We start from the raw sequence: 24,797 nt of genomic DNA on the forward strand, positions 1-24,797 counted from the left end.
CCGGCACGTTTGTCGGGCGGGTCGACGGGAACGGGAGCGGGCATGACGAAACCTCGTGTGGTGATCGTGGGGGCCGGGTTCGCCGGTTACCACGCGGCGAAGACGCTGAGCCGGATCGCGCGCGACCGGGCCGAGATCGTGCTGCTCAACTCCACCGACTACTTCCTCTACCTGCCGCTGCTGCCCGAGGTGGCGGCCGGGGTCGTGGAGCCGAGGCGGATCTCGGTGCCGCTCACCGGCACCCTCCGCGGCGTGCGGGTCGTCGTCGGCGAGGCCGACCGGGTCGACCTGCAGAACCGCTGGGTCGGCTTCACCCAGCCCGAGGGCGACCAGGGCAGGATCGCGTACGACCGGCTGGTGCTCGCCGTGGGCAGCGTCAACAAGCTGCTGCCGATCCCCGGGGTGACCGAGTACGCGCACGGCTTCCGCGGCCTGCCCGAGGCCGTCTACCTGCACGACCACGTGATCCGCCAGCTCGAGCTGGCCGAGCAGGCCGAGGACCCGGGCGAGCAGCGGGCCCGGTCGACGTTCGTGGTGGTCGGCGCCGGCTACACCGGCACGGAGGTCGCCGCCCACGGGCAGCTCTTCACCGACGCGCTGCGCCGCCAGCGGCCCCGGCTCAACGTCCGGCCCCGCTGGATGCTGCTCGACGTGGCAGCCCGGGTGCTGCCCGAGCTGGACAAGCGGATGTCCGACACGGCCGATCGGGTGCTGCGCCGGCGCGGCGTCGACGTGCGGATGGGCACCTCGGTCGCCGAGGCCACCGCCGACGGGGTGAAGCTCACCGACGGCGAGTACGTGCCGACCTGCACGCTGGTCTGGTGCGTCGGGGTACGCCCCGACCCGTTCGTCGCCGAGCTGGGACTGCGCACCGAGCGGGGCCGGCTCGTGGTCGACGAGTACCTCAGCGTCCCCGGGTTCCCCGAGGTGTACGCCTGCGGCGACGCCGCCGCCGTGCCGGACCTGAGGCGGGCGGGGCAGATCTGTGCGATGACCGCGCAGCACGCGCAGCGGCAGGGCAAGCTCGCCGCGCTGAACATCGCCGCCTCGTACGGTCACGGCAGGCGCAAGCCGTACAAGCACTACGACCTCGGCTGGGTGGTCGACCTGGGTGGCAAGGACGCCGCGGCGAACCCGCTGAAGGTGTCCCTGTCCGGGCTGCCGGCCAAGGCGGTCACCCGCGGCTACCACCTGCTGGCGATGCCCGGCAACCGGACCCGGGTCGGGGCGGACTGGGTGCTCGACGCCGCGCTGCCCCGCTCGGCCACCCAGCTCGGGCTGGTGCCGGCGCACGCCGTACCGCTGGAGAGCTCGTCGCCCGAGGTGCCGGTCCGGCGGTGACCCCGCCCCGCCCGGCCGACCTCAGCGGTCGGCCGGGCCGGCCCGCGGATCGGTCGGAGCCGGCAGCTCGCGGTCGCCGGTGGGGACGAACTCCCGCAGCAGGATCTGCCCGATCCCGGCCGCCGGGATGGCCAGCAGCGCACCCACCAGCCCGGCCAGCTCGACGGCGAGCAGCACGCTGACCAGCACGGTCAGCGGGTTGAGGTGGACCGCCCGGGCCAGGATGACCGGTTGCAGCAGGTGGTTCTCCACCTGCTGGTAGACGACGAAGAAGACCAGCACCACCACGCCCGCGGTGGGGGAGTGCAGGAACGCGGCTCCCGCCGCGACGATCGCGCCCAGGGTCGCGCCGACCAGCGGGATCAGGTCCGCGACCGCGACCAGCAGCGCGATCACCGCGGCGAACGGCACCCCGGTGAGGAGCAGCACGAGGTACGTCAGGACGCCGCAGATCAGGCTGATCAGCAGGTTCCCGCTGAGGTAGCCGGTGATCGTGCGGGCGCTTTCCCGCCCGATCCGGTGCAGCCGCCGCGCCGGTCCGTCCCCGACCAGACCGAGCACACTGCGGCTGATCCGCGGTGCCTCCAGGACCATCAGGTACGCCAACACGATGATCGTCAGCAGGCCGGCGACGGTCTCCGCCACGCCCCGGACCAGCCCGACCGCCGGCTGGCGCAGCTGCCCGCCGTACTGCTGGATCTGGTCGGAGTGCTGCCGGGCGTACCCGAGCAGCCCGACGCGTTCCAGGAACTGGCCGAGGGGGCCGCGTCCGGCGCGGGCCTCCCGCAGCAACGCCGGGGCCCGGTCGACGAAACGGCCCAACTCGTCCAGCAGCGGCACCAGGATCAGCGCGGCCACCCCGGCCAGCAGGACGAAGGCGGCGAGGAAGACCAGCAGCGTGGCCAGCGCCCGGCGCCGCACCAGCCGGCGTTGCAGCAGATCGACCAGCGGCGCCAGCGCCACCGCGAAGAACGCGGCGATCAGGATCCAGACGAGGATCCGCCGGGTGACCCACAGCAGCGCCAGGCCGAGCGCCGTGGCCAGCACCAGGCCGATGACGATCAGTGAGCTGCGGGCGGTGGACCGGTCGTCGGCGGTGCTCATCCGGCGCGGCTACCCGGGCCGGCGGGCGGGAAACCCGAGGATGGCGTCGGTGGCCGGGTGGGCTCCGCCGACGAACGCGTCGAGGTCCGGGCCGTGCAGCACCCCGCCGGGCACCGGGTCGGCGGCCACCCGGGTGGCGAGCCGGCGCACCGGGAGTCGGCCAGGGCGGTGCGCGGCGGCCAGCACCACGTTGCCGTACCGGCGGCCGCGCAGCATCCGCCGGTCAGCGACCAGGCAGACGTCGGCGAAGACCGCGCGCAGGGTGGCCACCTGCACCCGGGTGAAGACCAGCGGCGGCAGATCCGTGACGTTGACCAGGTAGACGCCGTCGGGACGTAGCGCCCGGGCGACCTCGGCGACGAACTCGACGCCGGCCACGTGCCCGGGCATCCGCGCCGCCCGGTAGATGTCGGCCAGCACCAGGTCGTACGCGTCCGCCGCCGACGCGGTGGCCGCGTCCCGTGCGTCGGCGACCTCGACCACCGCCTCCGGGACCGGCGGCAGCTCCTCGGCGACCAGCCGTACCACCGCGGCGTCGCGTTCGACGACCCGTTGCGCGGAGCCGGGGCGGGTGGCCGCCACGTACCGGGGCAGGGTCAGCGCGCCGCCGCCCAGGTGCAGGACGGCACGGGGCAGCCCCGGCGGCGCGGCCAGGTCGACCAGGGTCGCCATCCGCCGGACGTACTCGAAGTGCAGGTGGCGGGGGTCGGCGACGTCCACGTACGACTGGGCGACGCCCCCGGCGAGCAGCGTGCGCCCGGTCCGGCGGGCCGGGTCGACGACCAGCTCCAGCCGGTCGTCCGCCTCGCTGTCCATGCCGGCACGCTAGCTGTGGTGCGAGGGTGGTCCATGATCGGGTGAGGTTCTCCGTCACTCGCGACGGCGTGTCGTGTCGGTTGTCGCTACCCGATCATGGCGATCGCGCGTCCCCGTGCTGGGCCGGCGGGCGCACCGCCCACCGGCCCGGCCTCCGGTCGGCTCACCAGATGCCCGCGCCGACCTCCTCGATCGCGTCGTCGACCTGGTGGGCCAGGTCCACGTCGGCGGCGGTCACCGCGTCGGCGTTGCGGCTGCGGACGGTCAGCACCGCGCTGTCGGAATCGGGGCGACCGATCTGCGGTCCGCGGCCGGTGTCCACCCGGAGCTGGTCGAGCCGGTCGAGCACCCGGTCCAGGTTGCCCGGCGGCAGCTCGATGGTCCGCACCAGCGACTGGCGGTCGCTGGACCAGTAGGGCAGGTCCGCCAGGGCGTCCCGCAGCTCCGCCTCGGTCAGCGGTGCGGCGGCGGTGCGCGGGCCGACCAGCCCGCCGCCGGGTTCCGTCGGCGTGAGCAGGTCACGCAGCCCGTCCGGCACGTCCAGCGACTCGATCAGGTCGCCGTCGTGGTCGGCCAGCGCGGCCAGGGTCGCCTCTGCCTGGTAGCGGGCCTGTTCCGGGGTGCGCCCGCTGATCCGACCCACCTCCGCCAGGAAGCCCGGCAGGTCCTGGTGCCGTTCGATGCCGTCGACCGGCACCACGTCGTGCAACTTCACTGGGACGGCCTGGAGCAGCCGCTGCCGCTCGGCCTCGTCCAGCGCCCACGCCAGCGTCAGCACCGTGGCCTCGGCACCCACCTTGGCAGTACGGAAGTCCACCCCCGCGCGCCGGCTGACCTCATCGACCAGTTCGCGGTAGCCCATCGGCTGCACGCGGCTGTCCTGCCCCGAGTCGGGCAGGGGTCGGGTCGCGGTGGCCACCGCCGTCGGCGGCGGCGCCGGACCGCCCCGGGTGCTGTCCGGCTTGTGCCGGCCGGCCGGCGGCGGACCGGACCGTCGACCCCGGTCCAGGCTGGTGATCTGCTTCGACGCGCTCAGGCTGGTGCCGGTCTCGCTCGGCTGTCGACCCTGCCGGCGCGCGTCGCGGGCCAGGGCCCGGCGGCGCTGGTTGTCGCCCTCCATCTGCTTGCGCATGGTGGCACCTCGCTCCTGTCGGGGTTCGCCTCGTCCGCCGTCGCGTTCCCACCGCCCGGCGGAAGGTAACGGGCCGAACCCGGTCAGCGGGTTCACTCGCCGGGGGTGAGGGCCGCTCACCCGCCCCGGCCGCACGATCGGGGCGGACCGGAGGTCTTCCGAGGAACGCGGAAGGGAAGGTCGTCATGAAGAGGATCGTCGAGATCGTCCCCGCCCGACCCGGCTGGTACTCCCGGTGGCAGGTCGGCCCGGAGGTCACCCGCTGCTACCCGGTGAGCCTGTGGGCACTGGTCGAGGAGACCGACGGTTCCGGCCGCGAGGTGGTGGGCATGGACTGCGCCGGCCAGTGGCCCGGATCGGACGTCAACGAGGTCGGTGGGGACTTTGTCCGGTACCTGTTCCAGACGCCCGATTCCGGTCCCCCGGAGGACGCCGAACCACCGTCGCCGACCGACCTGCGCGAGGACGGGCCGCGCCTGCAACCGGCCGTGGCCACCTAGACCATCCTCCCGGCCCCCGACCCCTGGTCCCAGGGTCGGGGGCCACCCCGACCGGGAGGGCTCCCTCAGCCCGCCTCGCGCACCTCGTCGCCGACGGCGGGCGGGTGCTCCACCGCCAGCAGCTCGGCGAGCCCGGTGCGGTCCAGCAAGTGCTGAAGCTGCGGGTTGACGCCCGCCAGCCGGACCGGACCGGCCCCGCCACGGCCGATCACCACGAAGGCGCTGAGCCCGGAGGAGTCGCAGAGGGCGACGCCGGCGACGTCGATCAGCAGCTCCCGGTGACCGTCGGCGCGGGCCTGGGCGGCCACGGCGATCAGCTCCGGCGCGCTGTCGAAGTCGAGGTCACCGGTCAGCCGTAGCCGGGCGCCGCCGGCGTCGAGCCGGGTCACCTCGATGGACAACAGCTGACTGGGCCTGCACCCATGTCCCAGCTTCGCGCGATCGGGAAACGCCCGGGGCTCAGGCGGAGGCCGTCCGGCGGGGCAGCTCGGCTGCGGCGGGCTCGGTCCGGGCGGTGGGCAGCGGCCGGGCCAGCAGACCGGTGACGCCGGTCATGTCGAGGATGGTGTCCAGGAAACGTGGGGTGGCGCGCAGCCGGATGGCCGTGCCGACCTGCTGCCCCTCGCGCCACGCGTGGACGATCACGGACAGCCCGGTGCTGTCGATGAAGAGCAGGTCGGCGAAGTCCAGCACGAGGACCGGGGGACGCTCGGCGAGGGCCCGGTCGACCTCGGCGCGCAACGGCCCGGACGTGGTGAAGGCGAGGTCGCCGCCGACGGAGATGACGGGAGCCGCCGGGTCGGAGTGGTCGACGGCCAGGCTCAGCGAGGTGGCCTCGGGTTTCCTCCCGTGGGGCACGCGATCACGCCTTTCCGCAAGGGCTGCCGGTGGGGCAGGTGCTTCTGCCGGATCGTAACAACACCCGTCCGGCTCCGCCGCCGCTGCGGATCGAGGTCCCGCCCCGGCCGTGGGGTGGCGGTACCGGCGCACCGGCGTAGGGTGGGGCGCAGAGATTGGAACATACCCGCTGTTTCCGCCGGACCGTGGGTGTCGACACGAGGAGTGGGGCTCAGCTGGTGACTGCTGCCGACGTCAGGGGCTCGGACCCGGGCGACGGACGGATCCCCAGGCCGAGTGCCCCTCGGGCTCCGGCGCGGTCGTCCGACGTCGCCGGCCGACCCGGGTTGGCGCTGCCACCGCTCTCGCCCGACCGTGGCCACCCCGAGCCGGACTGGTCGGAGGTGATCGAGCACTTCCGCGAGGGTCTGATCGTCTGCGACGCCGACGGCGTGGTGCGGCATCTCAGTCCCGTCGCCGAGCGGCTGCTGCCCGAGGTGGTCCCCGGCCGGGCGCTGGCCGCCGCCGGCGTGGCCGCGCTCACCACCGGTGACGCCGGCGAGTTCGGCCACCGCGGCCGCCGGCTGCGGGTCCGCCAGGTGCCGCTCTCCGGGGCCCGGAGCTGTCACTACGTCGAGGACGTCACCGACAGCGTCAGCCGTGCCGACGCGCTGCTCGCCGAGCGGGCCCGCTCCGCATTCCTGGCGGTCGTCGGCGAGAAGCTCGGCAATCCGTTGCATCCCGACCGGGCCGCCGCCGCCGTGGTGCGGCTGACCGTGCCCACCCTGGCCGAGGTCGCCGTCCTGGTGCTCGCGCCCCGGGCCGGTCGGGCCCGCTGGTGGCGGGCGACCCGGGGCGAGGACGAGTCGGCGGCCGTGGACAGCGGCATGTTGTCCGCCACCGCCCTGCCGACAGCGATCGCCGAGGGGCTCTGCGGCGCCGAGCCGCACGCGGTCGACTGGCTGGTCGAGCAGGCGGTGGAGGCCGGCTGGCTGCCGGGGCTGGAGGCCCGCGAGGCCGCCGCCCGGGTGGTCCCGCTGCCGGGCCGGGACGCCCCGGCCGGCGTGCTGCTGGTCGCCCGCCGCGCCACCCGCTGGTACGACGAGGACGACCTCGAGCTGGTCCGCGCCTTCGCCGCCCGGGCCGGTGCCGCGCTCACCACGGCGGTGCTCTACCGCGACCAGGCCGAGGTGGCCGACACGCTCCAGGCCAGCCTGTTGCCGGTCGAGCCGGTGACCGTCGCCGGCGTGCAGTGGGGCACGGCGTACCGGCCGGCGCAGGCGAGCCTGCGCATCGGCGGTGACTTCTACGGCTCGCACCGGCTCCCCGACGGCGGTTCCGTGTTCTTCCTCGGCGACGTCTCCGGCAAAGGGGTGGAGGCGGCCGTCTTCACCGGCCAGCTGCGCCAGTGCCTGCAGGCGCTGCACCGGGTCGAGTCGCACCCCGGCCGGTTGCTGAAGCTGCTCAACGACGCGCTGCTGGAGACCACCCTGGCGCACGGCCAGGGGCGGTTCGCCACCATGGTGCTCGGCGTCGTCCGCCCGCACCGCGACGGCGGCCTCACCCTGACCATGGCCGGTGGCGGCCACCTGCCGCCGCTGGTGCTGCGCGCCTGCGGTGAGGTCGAGACGGTGCCGCTGAGCGGCATGCTCATCGGCGTGGTGCCGGACCCGCGCATCGGCGGGGTGACCGTCCGGCTCGCCCCGGGCGAGACCTGCCTGCTCTACAGCGACGGGGTGACCGAGGCGCGCGGCGGCCGGCGCGGCGACGAGCAGTTCGGCCAGGATCGGCTGGTGACCGCGGTGACCGGCTGCCACCGGGTGCCGGCGCCCGCGCTGGCCGAGCGGGTCGAGCAGGTCACCTGCGACTGGCTGGCCCAGGGCGACCACGACGACATTGCGGTGCTGGCGCTGCGCGCCACCGGCCCCGGCGGGCGTCCGCCGCGGCACCTGCACGCCGTACCCGAGGTGGGCCGGCCCGGCGAGGAGAGGGAGACCCGTTCGTGACCGCCCCCACCACCCAGGCCGATCCGGCCCGGGCGTACCCCGAGTTCCTGGACGCGCTGGCGGAGGCGGACGAGTACGGCGCCGTCGACGTGGCGGTCCGGCTGCTCGACGCCGGGGTGCCGGCCGAGCGGGTGCTGCTCGACCTGGTCGCGCCCGCGCAGTCCGAGGTGGGGGAGCGGTGGGCGCGCAATGAGTGGAGCGTCGCCCAGGAGCACGCGGCGACCCACATCAGCGAGCGGGTGGTGGCCGCCGTGGCGGCGCACGCCAACCCGCGCCCGACTCGGGGGCGGGTGGTGGTGGCCTGCATGGACGGCGAGTGGCACGCCCTGCCGCCCCGGCTGGTGGCGGAGGTGCTGCGGCTGCGCGGCTGGCAGGTGACCTTCCTCGGGGCGAGCGTGCCCGCCGCGCACCTGGTGTCGTACCTGCACCGGCACGACGCGCACGCGGTCGCCCTGGCCTGCGCGCTGCCGATGCGGCTGCCGTACGCGCACCGGATGATCGAGGCCTGCCGCCGGTCGGACGTACCGGTGGTGGTGGGCGGGCGCGGCTTCGGCGACGACGGCCGCTGGGCCCGCACCCTCGGTGTCGCCTTTGCGCCGGACGCGCCGAGCGCGGCCGACCTGGTCGCCGACGAGCGGGCGCTGCGCCGGGTCCGCCCGGCCGAGCTGCCGCACCTCGCCGACGACGAGTACGCCAGCCTGGTGAAGCGGCGCGGTGAGCTGATCGATTCCGCGCTGGCCGACCTGCGCGAGCGGGTGCCGTCGGTCCACGGCTACACCCCCGCCCAGCTCGACTCCACGATCAGCGACCTCGGGTACATCGTGGATTTCCTGGCCGCGGCCCTGTACGTCGACGACAGCTCGCTCTTCACCGACTTCGTCGGTTGGCTGGTGGAGATCCTGACCAGCCGTGGGGTGCCGGCCGGCGCGGTCGGGCTGACCCTCGGCCACTACCACCGGCAGCTGCGCGACTTTCCCCGCGCGGCGCGGTTCCTGGCGCTGGGGGAGCGGGTCCTCTCCGCGCCCGGCGACGCCGCCCGGCGCTGATCGCGGCGGTGCCGGGCACCCTGCGTATACTTGCTCCACTGCAAGGGTTGGCCTGCGGTGCGAGCGAGAGGGACGACGTTGACGTTCACCGTCACGCACAGCCCGCGGGCTGGTGGTGGTGTGTTCCTGCGGCTCGTCGGCGAGCTGGACATGAGCACCGTCGGTCAGCTCAACGAGACAATCGACCGGCTGGCCGCCGACGGCGCCCGTCAACTGCTGCTCGACCTCGCGGACCTGACCTTCTGCGACTCCACCGGCATCGCCGCGTTCGTCCGGGGGGACAATCGGGCCGCCGCCGACGGCGGGTGGCTGCGGCTGACCGGGGCCACCGGCCGGGTGGACCGGGTGCTCCAGGTAACCGGGCTCGCGGACGTGTTGGCGTACCAACCGGACATGGCGGACCCGGCGTCGCAGGACGCCCCCTGATCGGCTAGATTTCCCCGCCAGCGGGTGACCGTGCGGTCCCCATAGCCCGAGATGAGACAGGTACACCATGGGCCAAGGCGCCGCGAACCCCGTCCGTATCCTCGTCGTGGACGACGACCCGGGTGACGTGCTGATGATCGAGGAGGCCCTGGAGGACTCCGAGATCGAGAAGGTCATCGACGTGGTCAGCGACGGCCAGGAGGCGATGGAGTTCCTCCGCCGGGAGGGCCGGCACACCGAGGCCCGCCGCCCGGACGTGATCCTGCTCGACCTGAACATGCCCCGGATGGACGGCCGTCAGGTGCTCGGCGAGGTCAAGCAGGACGAGGACCTGCGGACCATCCCGATCGTGGTGCTCACCACCTCGAACGCGGACACCGACATCGTCGGCAGCTACACGCTGCAGGCCAACGCGTACGTGACCAAGCCGATCGACCTGGACGACTTCAACGACGTGGTCCGCCGCATCGACGAGTTCTTCGGTCGGGTGGTCGTGCTCCCCAAGCGTTCCTGACCCACCCGGTGGCCCCCGCCCCGGGCCGGCGCTCAGTTGCTGAACATTTTTCCCGAACATCCTCGGCGCCGGACGGCAGCCGCGAGGATCGAACCTGGGGAAAGACGTACCAGCTGCCTGGGGGGCGACAGTATGAGGTTCTCCGTCGTTGAGACCGGCTACGACCAGCGGCAGGTCGATTCCTGCCTCGACGAGCTGGGAGTCCGGTTGACCCGGCTCGCGGCGCGGGCGGAGGTCGCCGCCGGCGCGGGTCGGGAGTGGGACCAGATCCGGCAGGAGGCGACCCTGCTGCGCGGCCTGGTCGACCGCCAGGGTTCGCCGACGGACGACGCCGCGGCGGCGGCCCGCCGCGCCGCCTCGGCGGTCGAGCGGGAGGCCGCCGAGATCCTGGCACAGGCCCGCGGCGAGCTCGACGCCGCGCGCGAGGAGGCCCGGCAGCTCCGCGAGCGGGTGTACGCCGAGGCGGTGCAGGCCCGCCGCGAGTTCGAGGCGGCGCTGCACGAGCGGCGGCGTCGGGAGGCCCGGGTGGACCAGCTCCTCGCCGGGATGGCGGCCGACGCGGTGCCGGCCGACACGCCCACCGCCGCCGCGTCCACGAGTGGTGTGCCCGCGACCCGGTCGGCCGCCGGCGCGCCCGAGGTGTCGGCGCAGCGGCCCGAGCCGGGCACCCGGGTGGCCTGAGCGCGCCGACTCAGCTCAGGTCAGCGCCGCCACCACCGTGGTCGCCCGCTGCTCGTGCCGGGCGTACGCGTCGGGGAACGCCGAGACCTGCACGGCCTGCGCGGCGGCGGTCACGCTCATCTCCCGCCAGCCGGGCACCTCGGCCAGCGCCGTGTAGAACGCCCGGGCCGCGTACGCGGGACGCATCAGCTGGGCCACCGTGCCCCACCCGCTGCTCGGGCGCTGCTGGAACAGCCCGACCGAGTCGTGGTCGGAGCCGCTGCCCTGGTGCGGATAGTCGTACGACTCGGGCAGCACGTCGCTGGCCAGGTTGTAGAGGTTGCTCTCCTGCATCGCGGTGGCGATGGCGACGACCAGGCCGCGCCGGGGCACCTGCAGCTGCACGCCGACGTCCACGATCACCTTGGCGTTGTCCATCTGCGCCTGGGTGAGGCCGGCGACCGGCCGGGGCCGCCGGGGCTTGGCCGGCTTCTTCGGCTTCGGCGTGGCCTGCCGGGTGGCCGACGGGCTGGGGCTGGCCGTGGGGATCGGCGTGACCGGGACGGCGATCGGTGAGGCGCCCCGGTCCAGCGATCGGGAGGCGCGGTCGGCGGCCTCGGCCCGGTCCGCCAGCACCTCGCTGACCGGGGTCCCGCGCGGGGCGGGGTCGTGCGCGCCGGCGAACGCCACCAGCCCGAGGCAGCAGGTCACGCCCCCGGCCAGGGCGACCCGGGCCGGGGTGGAGGCCAGTACGGCGCGCGCTCCGCGTCGGGGTGGCTCCGGGGCGCGGTGTCGGCCGATCCGCCGTTCGCCCGATGCGCCATCGACCGTACGGGTATGCGGTCGGGTTCCGGGCGGCTGCTGCTGGGGGGAGTCGTCGGCAAGCACCCGACGAGGCTAGAGAGCCCACCGCCGCTTGCCATCGGGGTCATTGGTGGCATGCGCCACAATTTGCGATGATCCGACCGGGCATTACCGGCGGTCGGTCAGGAACAGCGCCGACCTCGCCAGTCCTACTTATCCTTGATGTCGGAAAGAACCGGAGGAATCCGGCGCGACACGACCGCGCGGGCCCGAGCGACGGCACTCCGCCGTTCGGGCGACGGCTGCCGGCCGTACCGCCGACCCACCGGCCCACCGCGCGGCGGACGCCCAGGTCACCGGCGGTCGAGGTGTTGTCGCCGCCGCCCCGGCGGCGGCTCGGTACGATTCGGACGGTGACCGACAGCATGATCGACGAGCCCGTCCGCAGTGCCGCCCACCGCCCCGGTGACCGGCGCGGACTCGTCCTGATGCTGCTCGCCGTGCTGCTGGCGGCGGTGCTGGCCGGCCACCGCGCGGTGCCCAACGTGCGCGGCCTGGGCAGCCTGCTCGACAGCGCGACACCGCTGCTCGGCCTCGGGGTGCCGGTGCTCGCCCTGGCCGCACTGCTGCGCCGCTCCCGGCGGGCACTGGTGGCCGTCGCGCTCCCGGCGGCCGTCTGGGCGCTGATGTACGGCGGCGTCTGGCTGCCGCCGGCCGCCGGCAGCGGTCCGGCCGGCATCCGGGTGGCCAGCCAGAACCTGCGCGCGGGCAATCCCGACCCCGCCGGCACGGTCGCCCCGCTCGCCGAGGCCGGGGTCGACCTCATCGCGCTCCAGGAGGTCGACGACGCCGGCCGGCTCGCCGCCGACCTGCGGCAGCGCTACCCGCACCGCGCGTCGGTCTCCACCGTCGCGCTGTGGAGCCGCTACCCCATCCGGGACTCCGCCGGAGTGGACACCGGGCTGGGCTGGACCCGCGCGCTGCGGGCCGTCGTCGCCACCCCGCGGGGCGACCTCACGGTCTACGTGGTGCACCTCGGATCGGCCCGGGCCGGCGACACCGCCACCCGGGACGAGACCGTCCGCACCCTGGCCGGGGCGGTGCGCGCCGACCGCGCCGACCGGCTGCTGGTGCTCGGGGACCTGAACACCGCCACCACCGACCGGGTCTTCGACCCGCTGACCCGCCTGCTGGGCGACGCCCAGGCCGACGCCGGCCGGGGCTTCGGCTTCACCTGGCCCTCGTCGGTGCCGGTCACCCGGCCCGACCACGTGCTCTACCGCGGCCTCACGCCCACCGCGGCCGACGTGCTGCGCACGCCGGACTCCGACCACCGGGCGGTGACCGCCGGCTTCCGCTGGTGACTCAGCGCCGCCCGTCGGCGGGCGTCACGGTCAACCGGTGCCGGCTGGCGTCGCCGCTCGAGAAGGGCCAGATCCGGTCGGCGTACTCGACCAGGTCGGCCAGCTGCTCGCGGGTCAGGCCCACCGACGAGATGGAGGCGTGCACGTCCGCCCGGTAGCGCCCGTCGTCGTCGCGGCCCAGCTTCGCCTCGGCGGTCACCTGCACGGTGTGCGCCTCGTCGGTGATCTCGCCGGCCGCCTCCACCGCCGCGTGGTGCAGGCAGGACGCGAACGCGGCGGCCAGCAGCTGCTCCGGCGTCAGGCCCGTGCAGTGCGGCGCGAGTGGGGACGCCAGCGCCGTGGACCAGCCGCCGTCGTCGGTGCGTACGTGGCCGCCCGAGGCGGTCGCGGTGGCCTCGTTCAGCCAGGAACTGGGATCCGGCATCGCGTTCCTCCCGTCAGTCACCGGCCCGGGTTCCCGGACTCGATCGGGTGAAACGCCGGTCAGGCCGACCCGGTGCGGGACCAGTCGTCGAGTGCGACCGCCTCCGTCGCCTCCGTCGCGGCGCGCTCGGTCCACTCGGAGACCGGGGCGGGACGGGGCCGGGGCACCGACGCCAGCATCGGCACGTACACCCGGGCGTCCACCACCTCGGCCAGCAGCAGCGCGGCCATCAGGCTGGTCGGCCGGCGGGACGGGTCGTCGGCGAGGCACTGGCGGCACAGCTCGGCCACCTCCGGCGGCAACCCCTCGATCGGGGGCAGCGGTTCCGCCGCCACCCGTCGCCGGGCACCGACCAGCTGGGTGGCGGTCGTCCCCGCCGCGTACGGCAGGCGGCCGGTGAGGCAGTAGTAGAGGAGCACGCCGAGGGCGTACATGTCGGCCGCCGGGGTTGCCGGCTTCCGGTCGAACTGCTCGGGGGCCAGGTACGCCGGGGTGCCCACCACCATGCCGTCCGGGCTGTGGTCGGGCGCGCCGGCCGGCGTGGCGATGCCGAAGTCGAGGACCTTCACCCCGGACGGGGTGAGCATGACGTTGGCCGGCTTCACGTCGCGGTGCACGATGCCGTGCGCGTGCGCGGCGGCCAGCGCGGCCGCCACCTCCGCGCAGACCCGGACCGCGATCCGCCAGTCCAGCGGCCCGGCACGCAGGTGCGCGGCGAGCGTCTCGCCCTCGGCCAGTTCCATCACGATGTACGGCGCCTCGCGGCCGGGCAGCGTGGTCGAGGTGCCGAAGTCGTGCACGCTCGCCACGTTGGGGTGCACCAGCCGGGCGGCGTTGCGCGCCTCGGCGCGGATCCGCTCGACCGAGGTCTCTTCGCCCTGCTGCTCGGGGGACATCAGCTTCACCGCGACCGGCCGGTCCAGCACCAGGTCGTGCGCGCGCCATACCTCGGACATCCCGCCCAAGCCGATGCGCTGTGCGAGCTGGTACCGCCCGGCCAGCGTCCTCATCGACCAGCTCCTGCCTGTTTCGTGCCGCCTGCCCGGTGTGGCTGCGCTCCTTCGGAGCCGGTACCCGCGCTCCCAGCAGGGCAAACCCGTGGGCGGGTCGGCCCGGAGCGGGCTCGGGGCCACCGCCGGTGCGGTAGCTTGCCAGCCAGGGGGTCCGGCGTCCGGCGTACCGGCCGCGACGCCTGCTCGGCACCGACCCGGTGCGCCGGCGGACGGAGGGGACGCGGATGGGCGAGGTGACCGTGCGCTTCGTCGGCGGGCCGGCCCACGACCTGGTCCGGGAGGTGCCCGCCGATCCGGGCGGCGAGCCGCCGGAGCGGTGGATCATGCGGCACCCCGACGCCGAGCCGCCGCCGGGTGGCGGCGGTCCGGACCACCTCTACGCGCGGGACCGGCCCGACGGCAGCGGGGTCTGGACGATGCGGTTCGTGCGCACCTATCCGGTGGGGGCGAGCGAGTGACCGGTCACCGGCGCGCCGGGCGGTCGCCGACCAACGGGGCCGGTGCGCGGGGCGCGAGCCACACCGCGACGCACTGACCCGCCAACCAGTCCGGCCCGGCGGATCCCCGCACGCAGCGCGGCGATCGCGAGCATCGCCGCCCGGGTCGCGTCCGGCGCGGCCCCGGTCACCGCCCCGCGACCAGGTCCCGCAGCAGCGGGCCGACCGGCACCGGCCGCCCCGCCGCCCGGTGCGCCCGGTGCGCCCGGTGCGCCCGGGCCAGCTCGTCCTCGGCGCGGCGCAGCCCGGCCAGCAACCGGACCAGCGTCCGCCGCGCCTGGGGCAGCGCGGCCCGGTCGGTCACCGCGACCCGCGCCACCCGCCCTCGGTACGCCCAGCGGACCTCCTCGACCTCCATGGCCCGAGCCTGCCGTCGCAGCCTGGATCCGACGTGGGCCGGGCCTGTGCCCGCGCTGTGCGGCCCGACCCGGCGGCCGCTTCGCCCGGCGGGCCGGTTCGCCCGGCGCGACGTTGCCCGGCCCGGTACGGTCGAGCCGACCCGTGTCGGCGCGCACAGCCCACGCACAGGATGCGCACAGGGCAGCGCCAGGCACGGCGCCCACGATGGGGGCATGGTGATGGACGGGCAGGCAGCGCAGCAGCGGATCGAACTCCGTCGGCCTGACGGCGAGCCGGTCCGGGTCCTGGTGGTCGACGACGAGCCGACCCTGACCGACCTGCTGTCGATGGCGCTGCGCTACGAGGGCTGGCAGGTGCGCAGCGCCGGCAACGGGATGGCCGCGCTGAGCACGGCCCGGCAGTTCCAGCCGGACGCCGTGGTCCTCGACGTGATGCTGCCCGACCTGGACGGCTTCCAGGTGCTGCGCCGGCTGCGCGAGCAGACCCCGACCGTGCCGGTGCTCTTCCTGACCGCCCGCGACGCCGTCGAGGAGCGGATCGCCGGGCTGACCGTCGGCGGCGACGACTACGTCACCAAGCCGTTCAGCCTCGAGGAGGTCATCGCCCGGCTGCGCGCGCTGCTGCGCCGCTCCGGCTTCGCCGTGGCCGCCCGCGAGGACGCCGTGCTCACCGTCGGCGACCTCAGCCTCGACGAGGACAGCCACGAGGTGCGCCGGAGCGGCGAGCTGATCACCCTCACCGCCACCGAGTTCGAGCTGCTGCGCTACCTGATGCGCAACCCGCGGCGGGTGCTGAGCAAGGCGCAGATCCTGGATCGGGTCTGGAACTACGACTTCGGCGGGCAGGCCAACGTCGTGGAGCTCTACATCTCGTACCTGCGGAAGAAGATCGACGCCGGCCGGGCGCCGATGATCCACACGCTGCGCGGCGCGGGGTATGTCCTCAAGCCCGCGGAGTGACCCCGGCGGCCGGCTGCGCTCCTGGCTGGCCGGGCGGTCCCTGCGGAGCCGCCTGGTCGCCGCGGTGGTGGCGCTGCTCGCCCTGGTCAGCATCGCCATCGGTGGCCTGACCACGGTGGCGCTGCGGCACTTCCTGATCGCCCAGGTCGACAACCAGATCACCGCCGACGACCGCCGGCAGCAGGGGCTCCCGCCCTGGTACCGGCAGTTCGCCGAGCGGCAGCGGGCGAACGACCAGCGGGCGCCCGAGCCGCCGCCCGGCTTCCCACCCGACTCGATCGCGGTCAAGGTCGTCGACGGTGGTGTCGCGTCCGCGCGGATCCGCAGCAGCTCCGGGCCGACGGAGGCCCTCCCGGCCGCCGACGTGTCGGCGCTGACCCGGATCCCGACCGACGGGCGGCCGCGCAGCGTCGACCTGGGCGGGCTGGGCGACTACCGGGCGGTGGCCCGGCAGGCGCCCGACGGTGACGTGCTGGTCTTCGCCATCCCGCTGGCCGGGGTGCAGGAGACCGTCTGGTGGATGATCGCCGCCCAGGCGGGCGTCGCCGCCGCCGGCCTGCTGGTCGCGGGCGCCCTGGGCGCGCTGATCGTGCGGGCCACGCTGCGCCCGCTGAACCGGGTCGCCGCCACCGCCGCCCGGGTGACCGAGCTGCCGCTGGACCGCGGCGAGGTGGCCCTGTCGGTGCGGGTGCCCGAGAGCGACACCGACCCGCGTACCGAGGTCGGGCAGGTGGGGGCGGCGCTGAACCGGATGCTGGGGCACGTCGCCGCCGCGCTCGCCGCGCGGCAGGCCAGCGAGACCCGGGTACGCCAGTTCGTCGCCGACGCCAGCCACGAGCTGCGTACGCCGCTGGCCGCGATCCGCGGCTACGCCGAGGTGGCCCGGCGCGGGCGGGACCGGGTGCCGCCGGACGTGGCGCACGCGCTGCGCCGGGTGGAGTCGGCCAGCACCCAAATGACCAGCCTCGTCGACGACCTGCTGCTGCTGGCCCGGCTGGACTCCGGCCGGCCGCTGGCGGCGGAGCCGGTCGACCTGACCGCGCTGATCGTCGACGCGGTCAGCGACGCGCACGTCGCCGGACCGGAGCACCGCTGGCAGCTCGACCTGCCCGACGAGGTGCTCGACGTGCCGGGCGACGCCGCCCGGCTGCACCAGGTGATGGCGAACCTGCTGGCCAACGCCCAGGTGCACACCCCGCCGGGCACCACGGTGACCACCCGGCTGGCCCGTACCCCCGGCGGCGTGCAGATCAGCGTCGCCGACGACGGGCCCGGCATCCCGCCCGAGCTGCAGGGCGAGGTGTTCGAACGGTTCGCCCGTGGCGACAGCTCCCGGTCCCGGGAGCACGGCAGCACCGGCCTCGGCCTGGCGATCGTCGCGGCGGTGGTGGAGGCGCACCACGGGTCCGTCGAGGTCGAGAGCCGGCCGGGTCACACCGTCTTCCGGGTGCTGCTGCCGGCTTCCACAGCCGACGCATAGCCCGGTCACGGGGCCGGTCCAACCGGCCTCGCCAGGCTTGCCGGCATGGACAGTCCTGCTGTTGCGCCTGGCCATGCACCACCGCCGGCCCGCGCCCGGGGTCAGGGACTGAGGGCGGCGGCGAGGACCTCGACGAGGCGGCGCGCGTACCGCCCGTCGGGGTCCCCGTCGGCGTCGAGGTCGGCGACGCTCATCCCCAGCAGGCGGCCGGAGCGCACCAGCGGCGTGGTCAGCGCGAGCAGGTCGGCCCAGTCCAGCCCGTCGGGCTCCGGGTACGTCACGGCCGGCAGCACCCGCGGGTCGAGCACGTCGACGTCCAGGTGCAGCCAGGCCGGCCCGGCGCCCTCCGCCGCCAGTTCGCAGCCGACCGCCCCGGCTCCCCGTCGCCGCAGCTCCGCCGCCGGCAGCCGGGGGATCCGCGGGTCCACCCGGTCGGCCTCCCGGCGGGCCTCCTCGTCGCGCGGCGGGCGGTGGCCGACCAGCCGGACCAGCTCCGGCGCCACCAGCGGCGCCGCCCGGTCGAAGAGGTCCGGGCCGTGGCCGGTGAGGATGGACAGCTCCATGTCGGCGCCCTCCCCGGTCGCCGAGCCGAACCCGTCGTAGAAGTCCGGGTGACCGTCCAGGAACCACAGCCCGCTGCCGGGCGGCAGGGCGAGGAAGACGCCGAGCAGGAGGGTGCAGTCCCCGCCCAGGACCAGCGGGTGCCGGCCGGCGGCGCGGACCGCCGCCACCTGCGCGGCGATCGCCCGACTGGCCCGGCGGACCTGCTCTGCCCCGATCAGCCCGGTCGCCGGATCCCGGGTGGCATCGTCGATCCGGGCGTCGACCGCTCCGCCATCGTCGGCGCCCAGCGCGGCCAGCAGGCCGGCGGCCCGCAGCGCGCCGGGGCCGCGTTCCTCACCCCGGCTCCGGCCGGAGGAGTCCAGCGCCGCGTCCAGCACCGTCCATCGCACAGGCGCAGGTTAGCCCCGACGTGGCAGGCTGGGTGCGATGTACCGGGAACGTCGGGCGGCTCTGCGGGGCGCCGTGCTCTGGGCCGCCGTCAGCGAGGGCGCGGCCACCCGGGTGCTGCCGGACGGCTGTCTCGATCTGCTCTGGTCCAGCCGGTCCGGCCTGCTGGTGGCCGGGCCGGACCGCACGGCGTACCTGAGCGTCGCGGCGCCGGGGGAGCGGTGGCTGGGGCTGCGGCTGCCGCCGGGCACCGGCCCGGCGGTCTTCGGCGTCCCCGCCGACGAGCTGCGGGACCGTCGGGTGCCGCTCGACGCGCTCTGGGGCCGCGCGGCGGCCGAGGTCGCCGAGCGGCTGGGGGACCGGCCGACCGGGGCCGCGCTGGAGGCGGTCGCCGCCGCCCGGCTGGCCGCCGCCGGCGGTCCCGACCCGCTCGGCGCGCGGGTCGCCGCCCTGCTCGCCGCCGGCGCCACCGTCACCGCGGCCGCCGCCGAGGTCGGCCTCGGCCCGCGCGTTCTGCACCGGCGCAGCCAGGCCCTCTTCGGGTACGGCCCGAAGACCCTCGCCCGCATCCTGCGGATGCGTCGCGCCCTCGCGCTGGCCCGCACCGGCGTCGGGCTGGCCGAGGTGGCCGCGCGCAGCGGGTACGCCGACCAGGCGCACCTCACCCGCGACGTGCGCGAGCTGGCCGGCGTCCCCCCGACGACCGTGCTGCGGAGCTGACCCGCCGGCGGTCGTCTGTACGGTCGTGCAGGGCTGACCCGGCCGCGGGACTGGTCCTCCGGCGGTGACGGTCAGCCGGGCAGCGGGGCGTACAGGTCGACGCCGTTGCCGTCCGGGTCGTGCAGCACCGCGTACCGCTGGCCCCAGAAGGCGTCCCAGGGCGGCAGCTCGCCGTGGAAGCCGGCGCCGGTCAGCTCCGCCCAGTAGCGGTCCACCTCGGCCGGGTCGGCGCAGCGGAAGGCGAGGTTGACCCGGGGGCTGCCGGTCGGCGGCGTCCACCCCGGGTGGAAGGTGCGGACCATCGTCACCGCGTCCCAGGCCAGCCGCAGGCCCCCGGGGAGGGTGACCTCCACGTGGTCCTCCGCGTCCGCCTCGGGCGGGATGGCCAGTCCCAGCCGCCGGTAGAAGTCGAGACTGCGGGCCATGTCGGCGACGGCCATGCCGACCAGATCCAGGTGAAGTGCCATGGCGACACGCTAGGCCCGCAGCGGGGTCGGGGTCTTGAACGGAACGGACGGGTCGCAGTGGTCGGTGTGGGCCGCACGACCGCCTCCGGCGGCGTACCGTGACCAAGGAACAAGTCCGGCCTTATGGGTGGAAAAGCCGCATCTCGGCGTGCCCGCAGCGCCGGCCCACACGAGGGCGAGGGAAGGGAGCGGTCGGTGATTCACCTGGCCTACCTGGACGCGGGATCCGGCAGCCTGATCGTGCAGGCGGTGGTCGGCGGGGTCGCGGGGGCGGCCGTCGCCGCCAAGCTCTACTGGCGCCGGCTGGTCGACCGGTTCCGCCGGCAGCCCACCGACCGCGGCTGAGCAGGGTCCACCCCCGATGGCGGTCCCCGACACCGGGATCCGGGTCGAGCCCGGCTCCTTCCGCGACCCGGCCAACCGGGTCTTCCACGCCGGCGACGAGGTGCTGCGCGGGCTCGGCCCCGACGGCGCCCGTGACTGGCGGGCGCTCTCCGGCAGCGCCTTCTTCGCCGAGCTGCTCGCCGAGGGCAAGATCTGCGGCACCGAGCCGGTCGACGCGACCCGGTTGCCGGGCTGGACGGCGGTGCTGCGGCACGAGCGGATCCCGTTCGTCTCCCACCCGTACGAGTGGTCGTTCGCGATGCTGCGCGACGCGGCGCTGCTGCACCTGGAGATCCTGCGCCGGGCGCTGTCCGCCGGCTTCACCACCAAGGACGGGTCGGCCTACAACCTGCAGTGGCGCGGCGCCAGCCCGGTCTTCATCGACGTGGGCTCCTTCGCGCCGCTCGCCGAGGCCGAGCCGTGGGCCGGCTACCGGCAGTTCTGCCAGACCCTGCTCTACCCGCTGCTGCTCCAGGCCCACCTCGGCCTGGACTTCCAGCCCTGGTTGCGGGCCCGCGTCGACGGCATCGAGCCGGACCAGATGCGCCGCCTGTTCCGGGGCGCCCGCCGGCTGCTGCCCGGCGTGCCGACCCACGTGCACCTGCACGGCGCCATGCAGGGCCGCAACGCCCGGGCCAGCACCACCGACGTCCGGGCCCAACTGAAGGCCGCCGGCTACTCCCGCGACCTGGCCCTGGCCACCGTACGCGGCATCGACCGGCTGATCCGCCGCTTGGACCGGCGCGACGAGGGCAGCCACTGGGTCGACTACCAGCGCACCTGTAGCTACACCGTGCGGGACCGGGAGGAGAAGGAGGGCTTCGTCGAGGCGGCGGTGGCCGCCGCCCCGGCCGGGCTGGTGCTCGACCTCGGCGCCAACGACGGCCGGTACGCCCGGATCGCCGCCCGGCACGCCGCGCAGGTGGTCGCCGTCGAGCAGGACCCGGCCGTGGTGGACACCCTCTACCGGGCCCTGCGCGCCGAGGGCGAACACCGGATCCTGCCGCTGGTGATGGACCTGGCCGACCCTTCGCCCGGGGGCGGCTGGCGGGGTGTGGAGCGGGCCAGCTTCGGCGACCGGGCCCGGGCCGACGTGGTGCTCGCCCTGGCCGTCGCGCACCACCTGGCCATCGGCGGCAACGTGCCGCTGCCCGAGGTGCTCGACCAGCTCGTCGCGTACGCCCGGCCCGGCGGCCGGCTGGTGGTCGAGTTCGTCCACCCCGAGGACCCGATGGCCCGCCGGCTGCTGGCCAACAAGCCGGACGGGATCTTCCCCGACTACCGGCGTGACGAGTTCGAGCGGCTGCTGGCGGCGCGCTGTCGGGTCGAGCGGCAGCGGGAACTGCCCTGCGGCACCCGCACGCTCTACCAGGCGGTGGTGGGTGGCTGACCCGGTCCTCGCGCCGCCGGCCGACCGGCGTGACCCCGGGCCGCCACCCGCGTCAACCCCGGCCACCGTTGGCCGGTGGCGTGCCGAGCTGGGCCGGCTGCTGGAGGTGGCGGCCCTGCTCGGCCTGGTGGTCACCCAGCCCCTGCTCGACGTGCTCGGGCGCAGCCCCGACTTCTTCCTGTTCCACCGCGCCGCCCCGCGCGACGTGCTGCTGCTGGTGGCGCTGATCGCGGTGCTGCCCACGCTCGCCGTCGCCCTGCTCGGGCTGGCCACCGGGCTGGCCGGCGGGCGGGTCCGGCGGGGCGCGCACCTCGCGATCGTCGGGCTGCTGCTGGCCGCGCTCGCGGTGCAGGTGGGCCGGCACGGCACGCCGCTGCGGGGCGTACCGCTGCTGCTGGCCGCCGTGCTGCTCGGCGGCGCCGCAGCGGCGGCGTACGCCCGGTGGGGCGGGTTGGGGCGGGTGCTGCGGGTCGCCGCGATCGGGCCGCCGGTCTTCGTCGCGCTCTTCCTCTTCGCCTCGCCCGCCTCGGCGGTCGTGCTGCCCCGGGCGCACGGCGGCGCGGCAGGGGTGGCCGGGCCGGGGGAGCACCCGCCGGTCGTCATGATCGTCCTCGACGAGCTGCCGCTGGTCTCCCTGCTCGGCCCGGACGGCCGGATCGACGCCGCGGCCTACCCGCACTTCGCCGAGCTGGCCGCCGGGTCGACCTGGTACCGAAACGCCACCGGGGTCAGCGGCTGGACGCCGTACGCGCTGCCGGCGATGCTCACCGGCCGCTACCCGGCGCAGCCGCTCCCCCCGCACTACTCGCAGTACCCGGACAACCTGTTCACCGCCCTCGGCGGCCTGTACGACGTCCGCGCCCAGGAGAGCATCACCCGGCTCTGCCCGCCCAGTCGCTGTGACCAGCCGACCGACCCGGAGCAGGGGCTCGGCGTGCTGGTCCGGGAGAGCGGCAAGCTGCTGCGGCAGGTCGCCGCGCCGGTGGACAGCCGGATCGACCCGGAGGAGTCGTACCGGGAGCGGACCCGCGCCGAGGCCGGCGTGAACGCCGCCGAGCCGGTCCCGGCCGACCCGAGGTTCCGCTTCGACAGCCTGGACGACAACCAGCCGGCCCGGTTCACCAGCTTCCTGGCCGGCCTGCGCCCGTCGTCCCGGCCCACGCTGCACTTCCTGCACCTGCTGATGCCCCACGCACCCTGGACGTTCCTGCCCTCCGGGGCGCGCTACGCCGCACCCGAGGATCTGCCCAACGACGGCACCGGCTGGGTCGAGCTGGCCCGGGCCCGGCATCTGGCCCAGCTGCGCTACACCGACCGGCTGGTCGGCGAGACCCTGCGCACGCTGCGCGCCTCCGGCCTCTGGGACAAGGCGCTGATCCTGCTCACCGCCGACCACGGGGTGAGCTTCACCCGGGACTGGCAGGGTCGGGGGCTGGACGCGATCGACCACGCGGCCGGCGAGGTGGCCTGGGTGCCGATGTTCGTCCGCACCCCCGGGCAGCGGGCCGGCCGGGTCGACGACCGCAACTGGGAGCACGTCGACCTGCTGCCCACCATCGCCGACGAGGCGCACGTCCGGATCCCCTGGCGGGTCGACGGGCGCTCCGCCCGCCAGGCCCCGCGCCAGAGCGCCGAGAAGCACTTCTACGACCGGCCGGGCCAGCCGCTGACCCTGCGCGGCGGGGTGCCCACCCGGCCGCCGGACCCGGCGCCGCACCCGCTGCTCGGCACCCAGGTCGGCGACCGGCCGACCGGCGGGACGGCCACCGTGGCGAACCGGGCGGCGTTCGAGCGCGTCGACCCGGCCGCCGGCGAGCTGCCGGCGCTGGTCTGGGGGACCGTGCCCCGGCAGGTGCCCGACGGCACGCTGCTCGCGGTGGCGGTCAACGGCCGCGTCGGCGCGGTCGTGCCGGTGGTGCCGCGGGACAAGGGGGGCCGCCGCTTCGCCGCCCTGCTCCCCGACGACCACCTCTACCGCGCCGGGGCCAACCGGCTCGACCTCTACCGGGTCGGTGCCGACGGCGATCTGCGCCGGCTCACCCTGTCGTAGCTTCGTCCCCGGCGTCCGTCATCGTCGGGCTCGCCCGCGCTCACCAGGGTTTCCCAGCCGTAAGGCCGGGAATCGGGTGACGCATACCTCACCACCGAACCACGGGCGGCGGTACCCCGGGGACCGTGATTACGGTAAAAGCGAAGGCAATTCAACGAAGATTCGCCGGCGAAGCGAGGAACCACATGACGGAAGTCAAGCTCGATCACCCCGGTGGGCAGCTTTCGATGCCGGTGCAGGCCGCGGTCGAAGGCCCCGCGGGCATCGGGGTGAGCAAGCTGCTGAAGGAAACCGGGATGACCACGTACGATCCCGGTTTCGTCAACACCGCGTCCTGTTCGTCCGCGATCACCTACATCGACGGCGACGCCGGCATCCTGCGCTACCGCGGGTACCCGATCGAGCAGTTGGCCGAGAAGTCCTCCTTCCTGGAGGTCTCCTACCTGCTGATCTACGGTGAGCTGCCCACCCAGCAGCAGCTCACCGAGTTCAGCGACCGGATCCGGCGGCACTCGCTGCTGCACGAGGAGATGCGCCGGTTCTTCGACGGCTTCCCGCGCGACGCGCACCCGATGGCCGTGCTCTCCTCGGCCGTCAGCGCGATCTCGACCTTCTACCAGGACAGCCTGGACCCGTTCGACTCCGAGCACGTGGAGATGTCCACGATCCGGCTGATGGCGAAGGTCCCCACCATCGCCTCGTACGCCTACAAGAAGTCCATCGGCCAGCCGCTGCTGTACCCGGACAACTCGCTGGGCTACGTGGAGAACTTCCTGCGGATGACCTTCGGCGTGCCGGCGGAGCCGTACGAGGTCGACCCGGTGGTGGCCCGCGTGCTGGACATGCTCTTCGTGCTGCACGCCGACCACGAGCAGAACTGCTCGACCTCCACGGTGCGGCTGGTCGGCTCCAGCAACGCCAACCTCTTCGCCTCGGTCTCGGCCGGCGTCAACGCCCTGTTCGGCCCGCTGCACGGCGGCGCCAACCAGGCCGTGCTGGAGATGCTGGAGAAGATCAACGCCGAGGGCGGTGACGTCCGCTCCTTCGTCCGCAAGGTCAAGGACAAGCAGGACGGCGTGAAGCTGATGGGCTTCGGCCACCGGGTCTACAAGAACTACGACCCGCGCGCCGCCATCGTGAAGAAGGCCGCTCAGGACGTGCTCGGCCGGATGGCCAAGCCGGACCCGATGCTGGACATCGCGATGCAGCTGGAGGAGATCGCCCTCGCCGACGATTTCTTCGTCACCCGCAAGCTCTACCCGAACGTGGACTTCTACACCGGCCTGATCTACAAGGCCATGGGCTTCCCGACCAAGATGTTCACGGTGCTCTTCGCGCTGGGCCGGCTGCCCGGCTGGATCGCCCAGTGGCGCGAGATGATCAACGACCCGGAGACCAAGATCGGCCGGCCGCGGCAGATCTACACCGGCTCCCCGGAGCGGGACTACACCGCGATCGCCGAGCGCTGAGCAACCCGTACCACGAAGGCCGCCGACCCCCTGCGGGTCGGCGGCCTTCGCCGTGCTCGGGGACCGCCGCGGCCGGGGCACGA

At 75.0% G+C, this 24,797-nt stretch carries 27 protein-coding genes; 16 read left to right on the forward strand and 11 right to left on the reverse strand.

Annotated features, from left to right (window positions below; genetic code table 11):
• Positions 1 to 42 precede the first annotated feature (42 nt).
• Positions 43 to 1,341, forward strand: a complete 1,299-nt coding sequence (locus ACTMS9_RS23975) for an NAD(P)/FAD-dependent oxidoreductase (protein ID WP_441166074.1) — start codon at positions 43 to 45, stop codon at positions 1,339 to 1,341.
• 21 nt (positions 1,342 to 1,362) lie between these two features.
• Here the strand turns inward: ACTMS9_RS23975 and ACTMS9_RS23980 are convergent, their stop codons facing one another.
• From ACTMS9_RS23980 to ACTMS9_RS23990, 3 genes are all read right to left on the reverse strand, one after another.
• Positions 1,363 to 2,445 (reverse strand): AI-2E family transporter, encoded by a 1,083-nt coding sequence (locus ACTMS9_RS23980; RefSeq protein WP_441148257.1) that lies wholly within the window; start codon positions 2,443 to 2,445, stop codon positions 1,363 to 1,365.
• A gap of 9 nt (positions 2,446 to 2,454) precedes the next feature.
• Positions 2,455 to 3,261, reverse strand: a complete 807-nt coding sequence (locus ACTMS9_RS23985) for a spermidine synthase (RefSeq protein WP_441166075.1) — start codon at positions 3,259 to 3,261, stop codon at positions 2,455 to 2,457.
• 163 nt (positions 3,262 to 3,424) lie between these two features.
• A complete protein-coding gene (locus tag ACTMS9_RS23990) occupies positions 3,425 to 4,393 on the reverse strand; it encodes a DUF2267 domain-containing protein (RefSeq protein WP_441148255.1) in 969 nt (322 codons plus the stop codon).
• A gap of 185 nt (positions 4,394 to 4,578) precedes the next feature.
• Between ACTMS9_RS23990 and ACTMS9_RS23995 the strand changes: the two genes are divergently transcribed.
• Complete coding sequence (locus ACTMS9_RS23995) at positions 4,579 to 4,893, forward strand: hypothetical protein (RefSeq protein ID WP_441166076.1); 315 nt, start codon at positions 4,579 to 4,581, stop codon at positions 4,891 to 4,893.
• Between the two features lie 65 nt (positions 4,894 to 4,958).
• Here ACTMS9_RS23995 and ACTMS9_RS24000 read toward each other — a convergent pair whose 3' ends face one another.
• Both ACTMS9_RS24000 and ACTMS9_RS24005 read right to left on the reverse strand, forming a co-directional pair.
• Positions 4,959 to 5,294: an STAS domain-containing protein gene (locus ACTMS9_RS24000; protein ID WP_441148254.1), complete on the reverse strand. Its 336-nt coding sequence runs from the start codon at positions 5,292 to 5,294 to the stop codon at positions 4,959 to 4,961.
• A 58-nt stretch (positions 5,295 to 5,352) separates the two neighbouring features.
• A complete protein-coding gene (locus tag ACTMS9_RS24005; protein WP_441148253.1) occupies positions 5,353 to 5,751 on the reverse strand; it encodes an STAS domain-containing protein in 399 nt (132 codons plus the stop codon).
• Positions 5,752 to 5,969: 218 nt separating this feature from the next.
• On the opposite strand from ACTMS9_RS24005, the gene ACTMS9_RS24010 reads away from it, so the two are divergent.
• From ACTMS9_RS24010 to ACTMS9_RS24030, 5 genes are all read left to right on the forward strand, one after another.
• The gene (locus tag ACTMS9_RS24010; RefSeq protein WP_441166077.1) at positions 5,970 to 7,736 is read left to right on the forward strand and encodes a SpoIIE family protein phosphatase; all 1,767 of its coding nucleotides are present in this window, start codon (positions 5,970 to 5,972) and stop codon (positions 7,734 to 7,736) included.
• Positions 7,733 to 8,782 (forward strand): cobalamin B12-binding domain-containing protein, encoded by a 1,050-nt coding sequence (locus ACTMS9_RS24015; RefSeq protein WP_441148251.1) that lies wholly within the window; start codon positions 7,733 to 7,735, stop codon positions 8,780 to 8,782. The genes ACTMS9_RS24010 and ACTMS9_RS24015 overlap by 4 nt, the downstream gene beginning before the upstream one ends.
• 120 nt (positions 8,783 to 8,902) lie before the next feature.
• A complete protein-coding gene (locus ACTMS9_RS24020) occupies positions 8,903 to 9,208 on the forward strand; it encodes an STAS domain-containing protein (protein ID WP_441148250.1) in 306 nt (101 codons plus the stop codon).
• A gap of 67 nt (positions 9,209 to 9,275) precedes the next feature.
• Positions 9,276 to 9,722: a response regulator gene (locus ACTMS9_RS24025; RefSeq protein WP_154937697.1), complete on the forward strand. Its 447-nt coding sequence runs from the start codon at positions 9,276 to 9,278 to the stop codon at positions 9,720 to 9,722.
• A gap of 132 nt (positions 9,723 to 9,854) precedes the next feature.
• Positions 9,855 to 10,403 carry an ATPase gene (locus ACTMS9_RS24030; RefSeq protein ID WP_441148249.1) on the forward strand — a complete coding sequence of 183 codons (549 nt, stop codon included), beginning with the start codon at positions 9,855 to 9,857 and terminating at the stop codon, positions 10,401 to 10,403.
• A gap of 15 nt (positions 10,404 to 10,418) precedes the next feature.
• Here the strand turns inward: ACTMS9_RS24030 and ACTMS9_RS24035 are convergent, their stop codons facing one another.
• Positions 10,419 to 11,270, reverse strand: a complete 852-nt coding sequence (locus ACTMS9_RS24035; protein ID WP_441166078.1) for a hypothetical protein — start codon at positions 11,268 to 11,270, stop codon at positions 10,419 to 10,421.
• 329 nt (positions 11,271 to 11,599) lie between these two features.
• Between ACTMS9_RS24035 and ACTMS9_RS24040 the strand changes: the two genes are divergently transcribed.
• Positions 11,600 to 12,550, forward strand: a complete 951-nt coding sequence (locus tag ACTMS9_RS24040; RefSeq protein ID WP_441166079.1) for an endonuclease/exonuclease/phosphatase family protein — start codon at positions 11,600 to 11,602, stop codon at positions 12,548 to 12,550.
• A gap of 1 nt (position 12,551) precedes the next feature.
• On the opposite strand, the gene ACTMS9_RS24045 is transcribed toward ACTMS9_RS24040, so the two are convergent.
• A complete protein-coding gene (locus ACTMS9_RS24045; protein ID WP_088962435.1) occupies positions 12,552 to 12,974 on the reverse strand; it encodes an OsmC family protein in 423 nt (140 codons plus the stop codon).
• Between the two features lie 59 nt (positions 12,975 to 13,033).
• Positions 13,034 to 13,984, reverse strand: a complete 951-nt coding sequence (locus ACTMS9_RS24050) for a serine/threonine-protein kinase (protein ID WP_154937691.1) — start codon at positions 13,982 to 13,984, stop codon at positions 13,034 to 13,036.
• Positions 13,985 to 14,211: 227 nt separating this feature from the next.
• Here ACTMS9_RS24050 and ACTMS9_RS24055 point away from each other — a divergent pair, with 227 nt between their 5' ends.
• The gene (locus ACTMS9_RS24055; RefSeq protein WP_441166080.1) at positions 14,212 to 14,445 is read left to right on the forward strand and encodes a hypothetical protein; all 234 of its coding nucleotides are present in this window, start codon (positions 14,212 to 14,214) and stop codon (positions 14,443 to 14,445) included.
• 166 nt (positions 14,446 to 14,611) lie between these two features.
• On the opposite strand, the gene ACTMS9_RS24060 is transcribed toward ACTMS9_RS24055, so the two are convergent.
• Entirely contained in the window at positions 14,612 to 14,842 is a 231-nt protein-coding gene (locus tag ACTMS9_RS24060; protein WP_441166081.1) for a hypothetical protein, read from the reverse strand.
• 220 nt (positions 14,843 to 15,062) lie between these two features.
• Between ACTMS9_RS24060 and ACTMS9_RS24065 the strand changes: the two genes are divergently transcribed.
• Positions 15,063 to 15,803 carry a response regulator transcription factor gene (locus ACTMS9_RS24065; protein ID WP_441166153.1) on the forward strand — a complete coding sequence of 247 codons (741 nt, stop codon included), beginning with the start codon at positions 15,063 to 15,065 and terminating at the stop codon, positions 15,801 to 15,803.
• On the forward strand, positions 15,781 to 17,283 hold the full coding sequence (locus tag ACTMS9_RS24070) for a HAMP domain-containing sensor histidine kinase (RefSeq protein ID WP_441166082.1): 1,503 nt from the start codon (positions 15,781 to 15,783) through the stop codon (positions 17,281 to 17,283). The genes ACTMS9_RS24065 and ACTMS9_RS24070 overlap by 23 nt, the downstream gene beginning before the upstream one ends.
• Positions 17,284 to 17,384: 101 nt before the next feature.
• Here ACTMS9_RS24070 and ACTMS9_RS24075 read toward each other — a convergent pair whose 3' ends face one another.
• Positions 17,385 to 18,236, reverse strand: coding sequence for an arginase family protein (locus ACTMS9_RS24075; RefSeq protein ID WP_441166083.1), 852 nt, complete (start codon positions 18,234 to 18,236; stop codon positions 17,385 to 17,387).
• Between the two features lie 37 nt (positions 18,237 to 18,273).
• On the opposite strand from ACTMS9_RS24075, the gene ACTMS9_RS24080 reads away from it, so the two are divergent.
• Positions 18,274 to 18,954: a helix-turn-helix domain-containing protein gene (locus tag ACTMS9_RS24080; protein WP_441148243.1), complete on the forward strand. Its 681-nt coding sequence runs from the start codon at positions 18,274 to 18,276 to the stop codon at positions 18,952 to 18,954.
• Positions 18,955 to 19,025: 71 nt separating this feature from the next.
• On the opposite strand, the gene ACTMS9_RS24085 is transcribed toward ACTMS9_RS24080, so the two are convergent.
• A complete protein-coding gene (locus tag ACTMS9_RS24085; RefSeq protein ID WP_280837645.1) occupies positions 19,026 to 19,421 on the reverse strand; it encodes a VOC family protein in 396 nt (131 codons plus the stop codon).
• Between the two features lie 195 nt (positions 19,422 to 19,616).
• Between ACTMS9_RS24085 and ACTMS9_RS24090 the strand changes: the two genes are divergently transcribed.
• The 4 genes from ACTMS9_RS24090 to ACTMS9_RS24105 all read left to right on the forward strand — a co-directional run bounded on the left by ACTMS9_RS24090 (position 19,617) and on the right by ACTMS9_RS24105 (position 24,714).
• Positions 19,617 to 19,766: a hypothetical protein gene (locus tag ACTMS9_RS24090; protein WP_170285311.1), complete on the forward strand. Its 150-nt coding sequence runs from the start codon at positions 19,617 to 19,619 to the stop codon at positions 19,764 to 19,766.
• Positions 19,767 to 19,782: 16 nt separating this feature from the next.
• Positions 19,783 to 21,195 (forward strand): class I SAM-dependent methyltransferase, encoded by a 1,413-nt coding sequence (locus tag ACTMS9_RS24095; protein WP_441148242.1) that lies wholly within the window; start codon positions 19,783 to 19,785, stop codon positions 21,193 to 21,195.
• Entirely contained in the window at positions 21,188 to 23,245 is a 2,058-nt protein-coding gene (locus ACTMS9_RS24100) for a sulfatase-like hydrolase/transferase (protein ID WP_441148241.1), read from the forward strand. Before ACTMS9_RS24095 ends, ACTMS9_RS24100 begins: the two co-directional genes overlap by 8 nt.
• Before the next feature lie 185 nt (positions 23,246 to 23,430).
• Positions 23,431 to 24,714: a citrate synthase gene (locus tag ACTMS9_RS24105; RefSeq protein WP_441148240.1), complete on the forward strand. Its 1,284-nt coding sequence runs from the start codon at positions 23,431 to 23,433 to the stop codon at positions 24,712 to 24,714.
• Positions 24,715 to 24,797: the final 83 nt, after the last annotated feature.

Origin of the sequence: Micromonospora sp. L31, from assembly GCF_052068075.1 — a bacterium.
GTDB lineage: Bacteria > Actinomycetota > Actinomycetes > Mycobacteriales > Micromonosporaceae > Micromonospora > Micromonospora purpureochromogenes.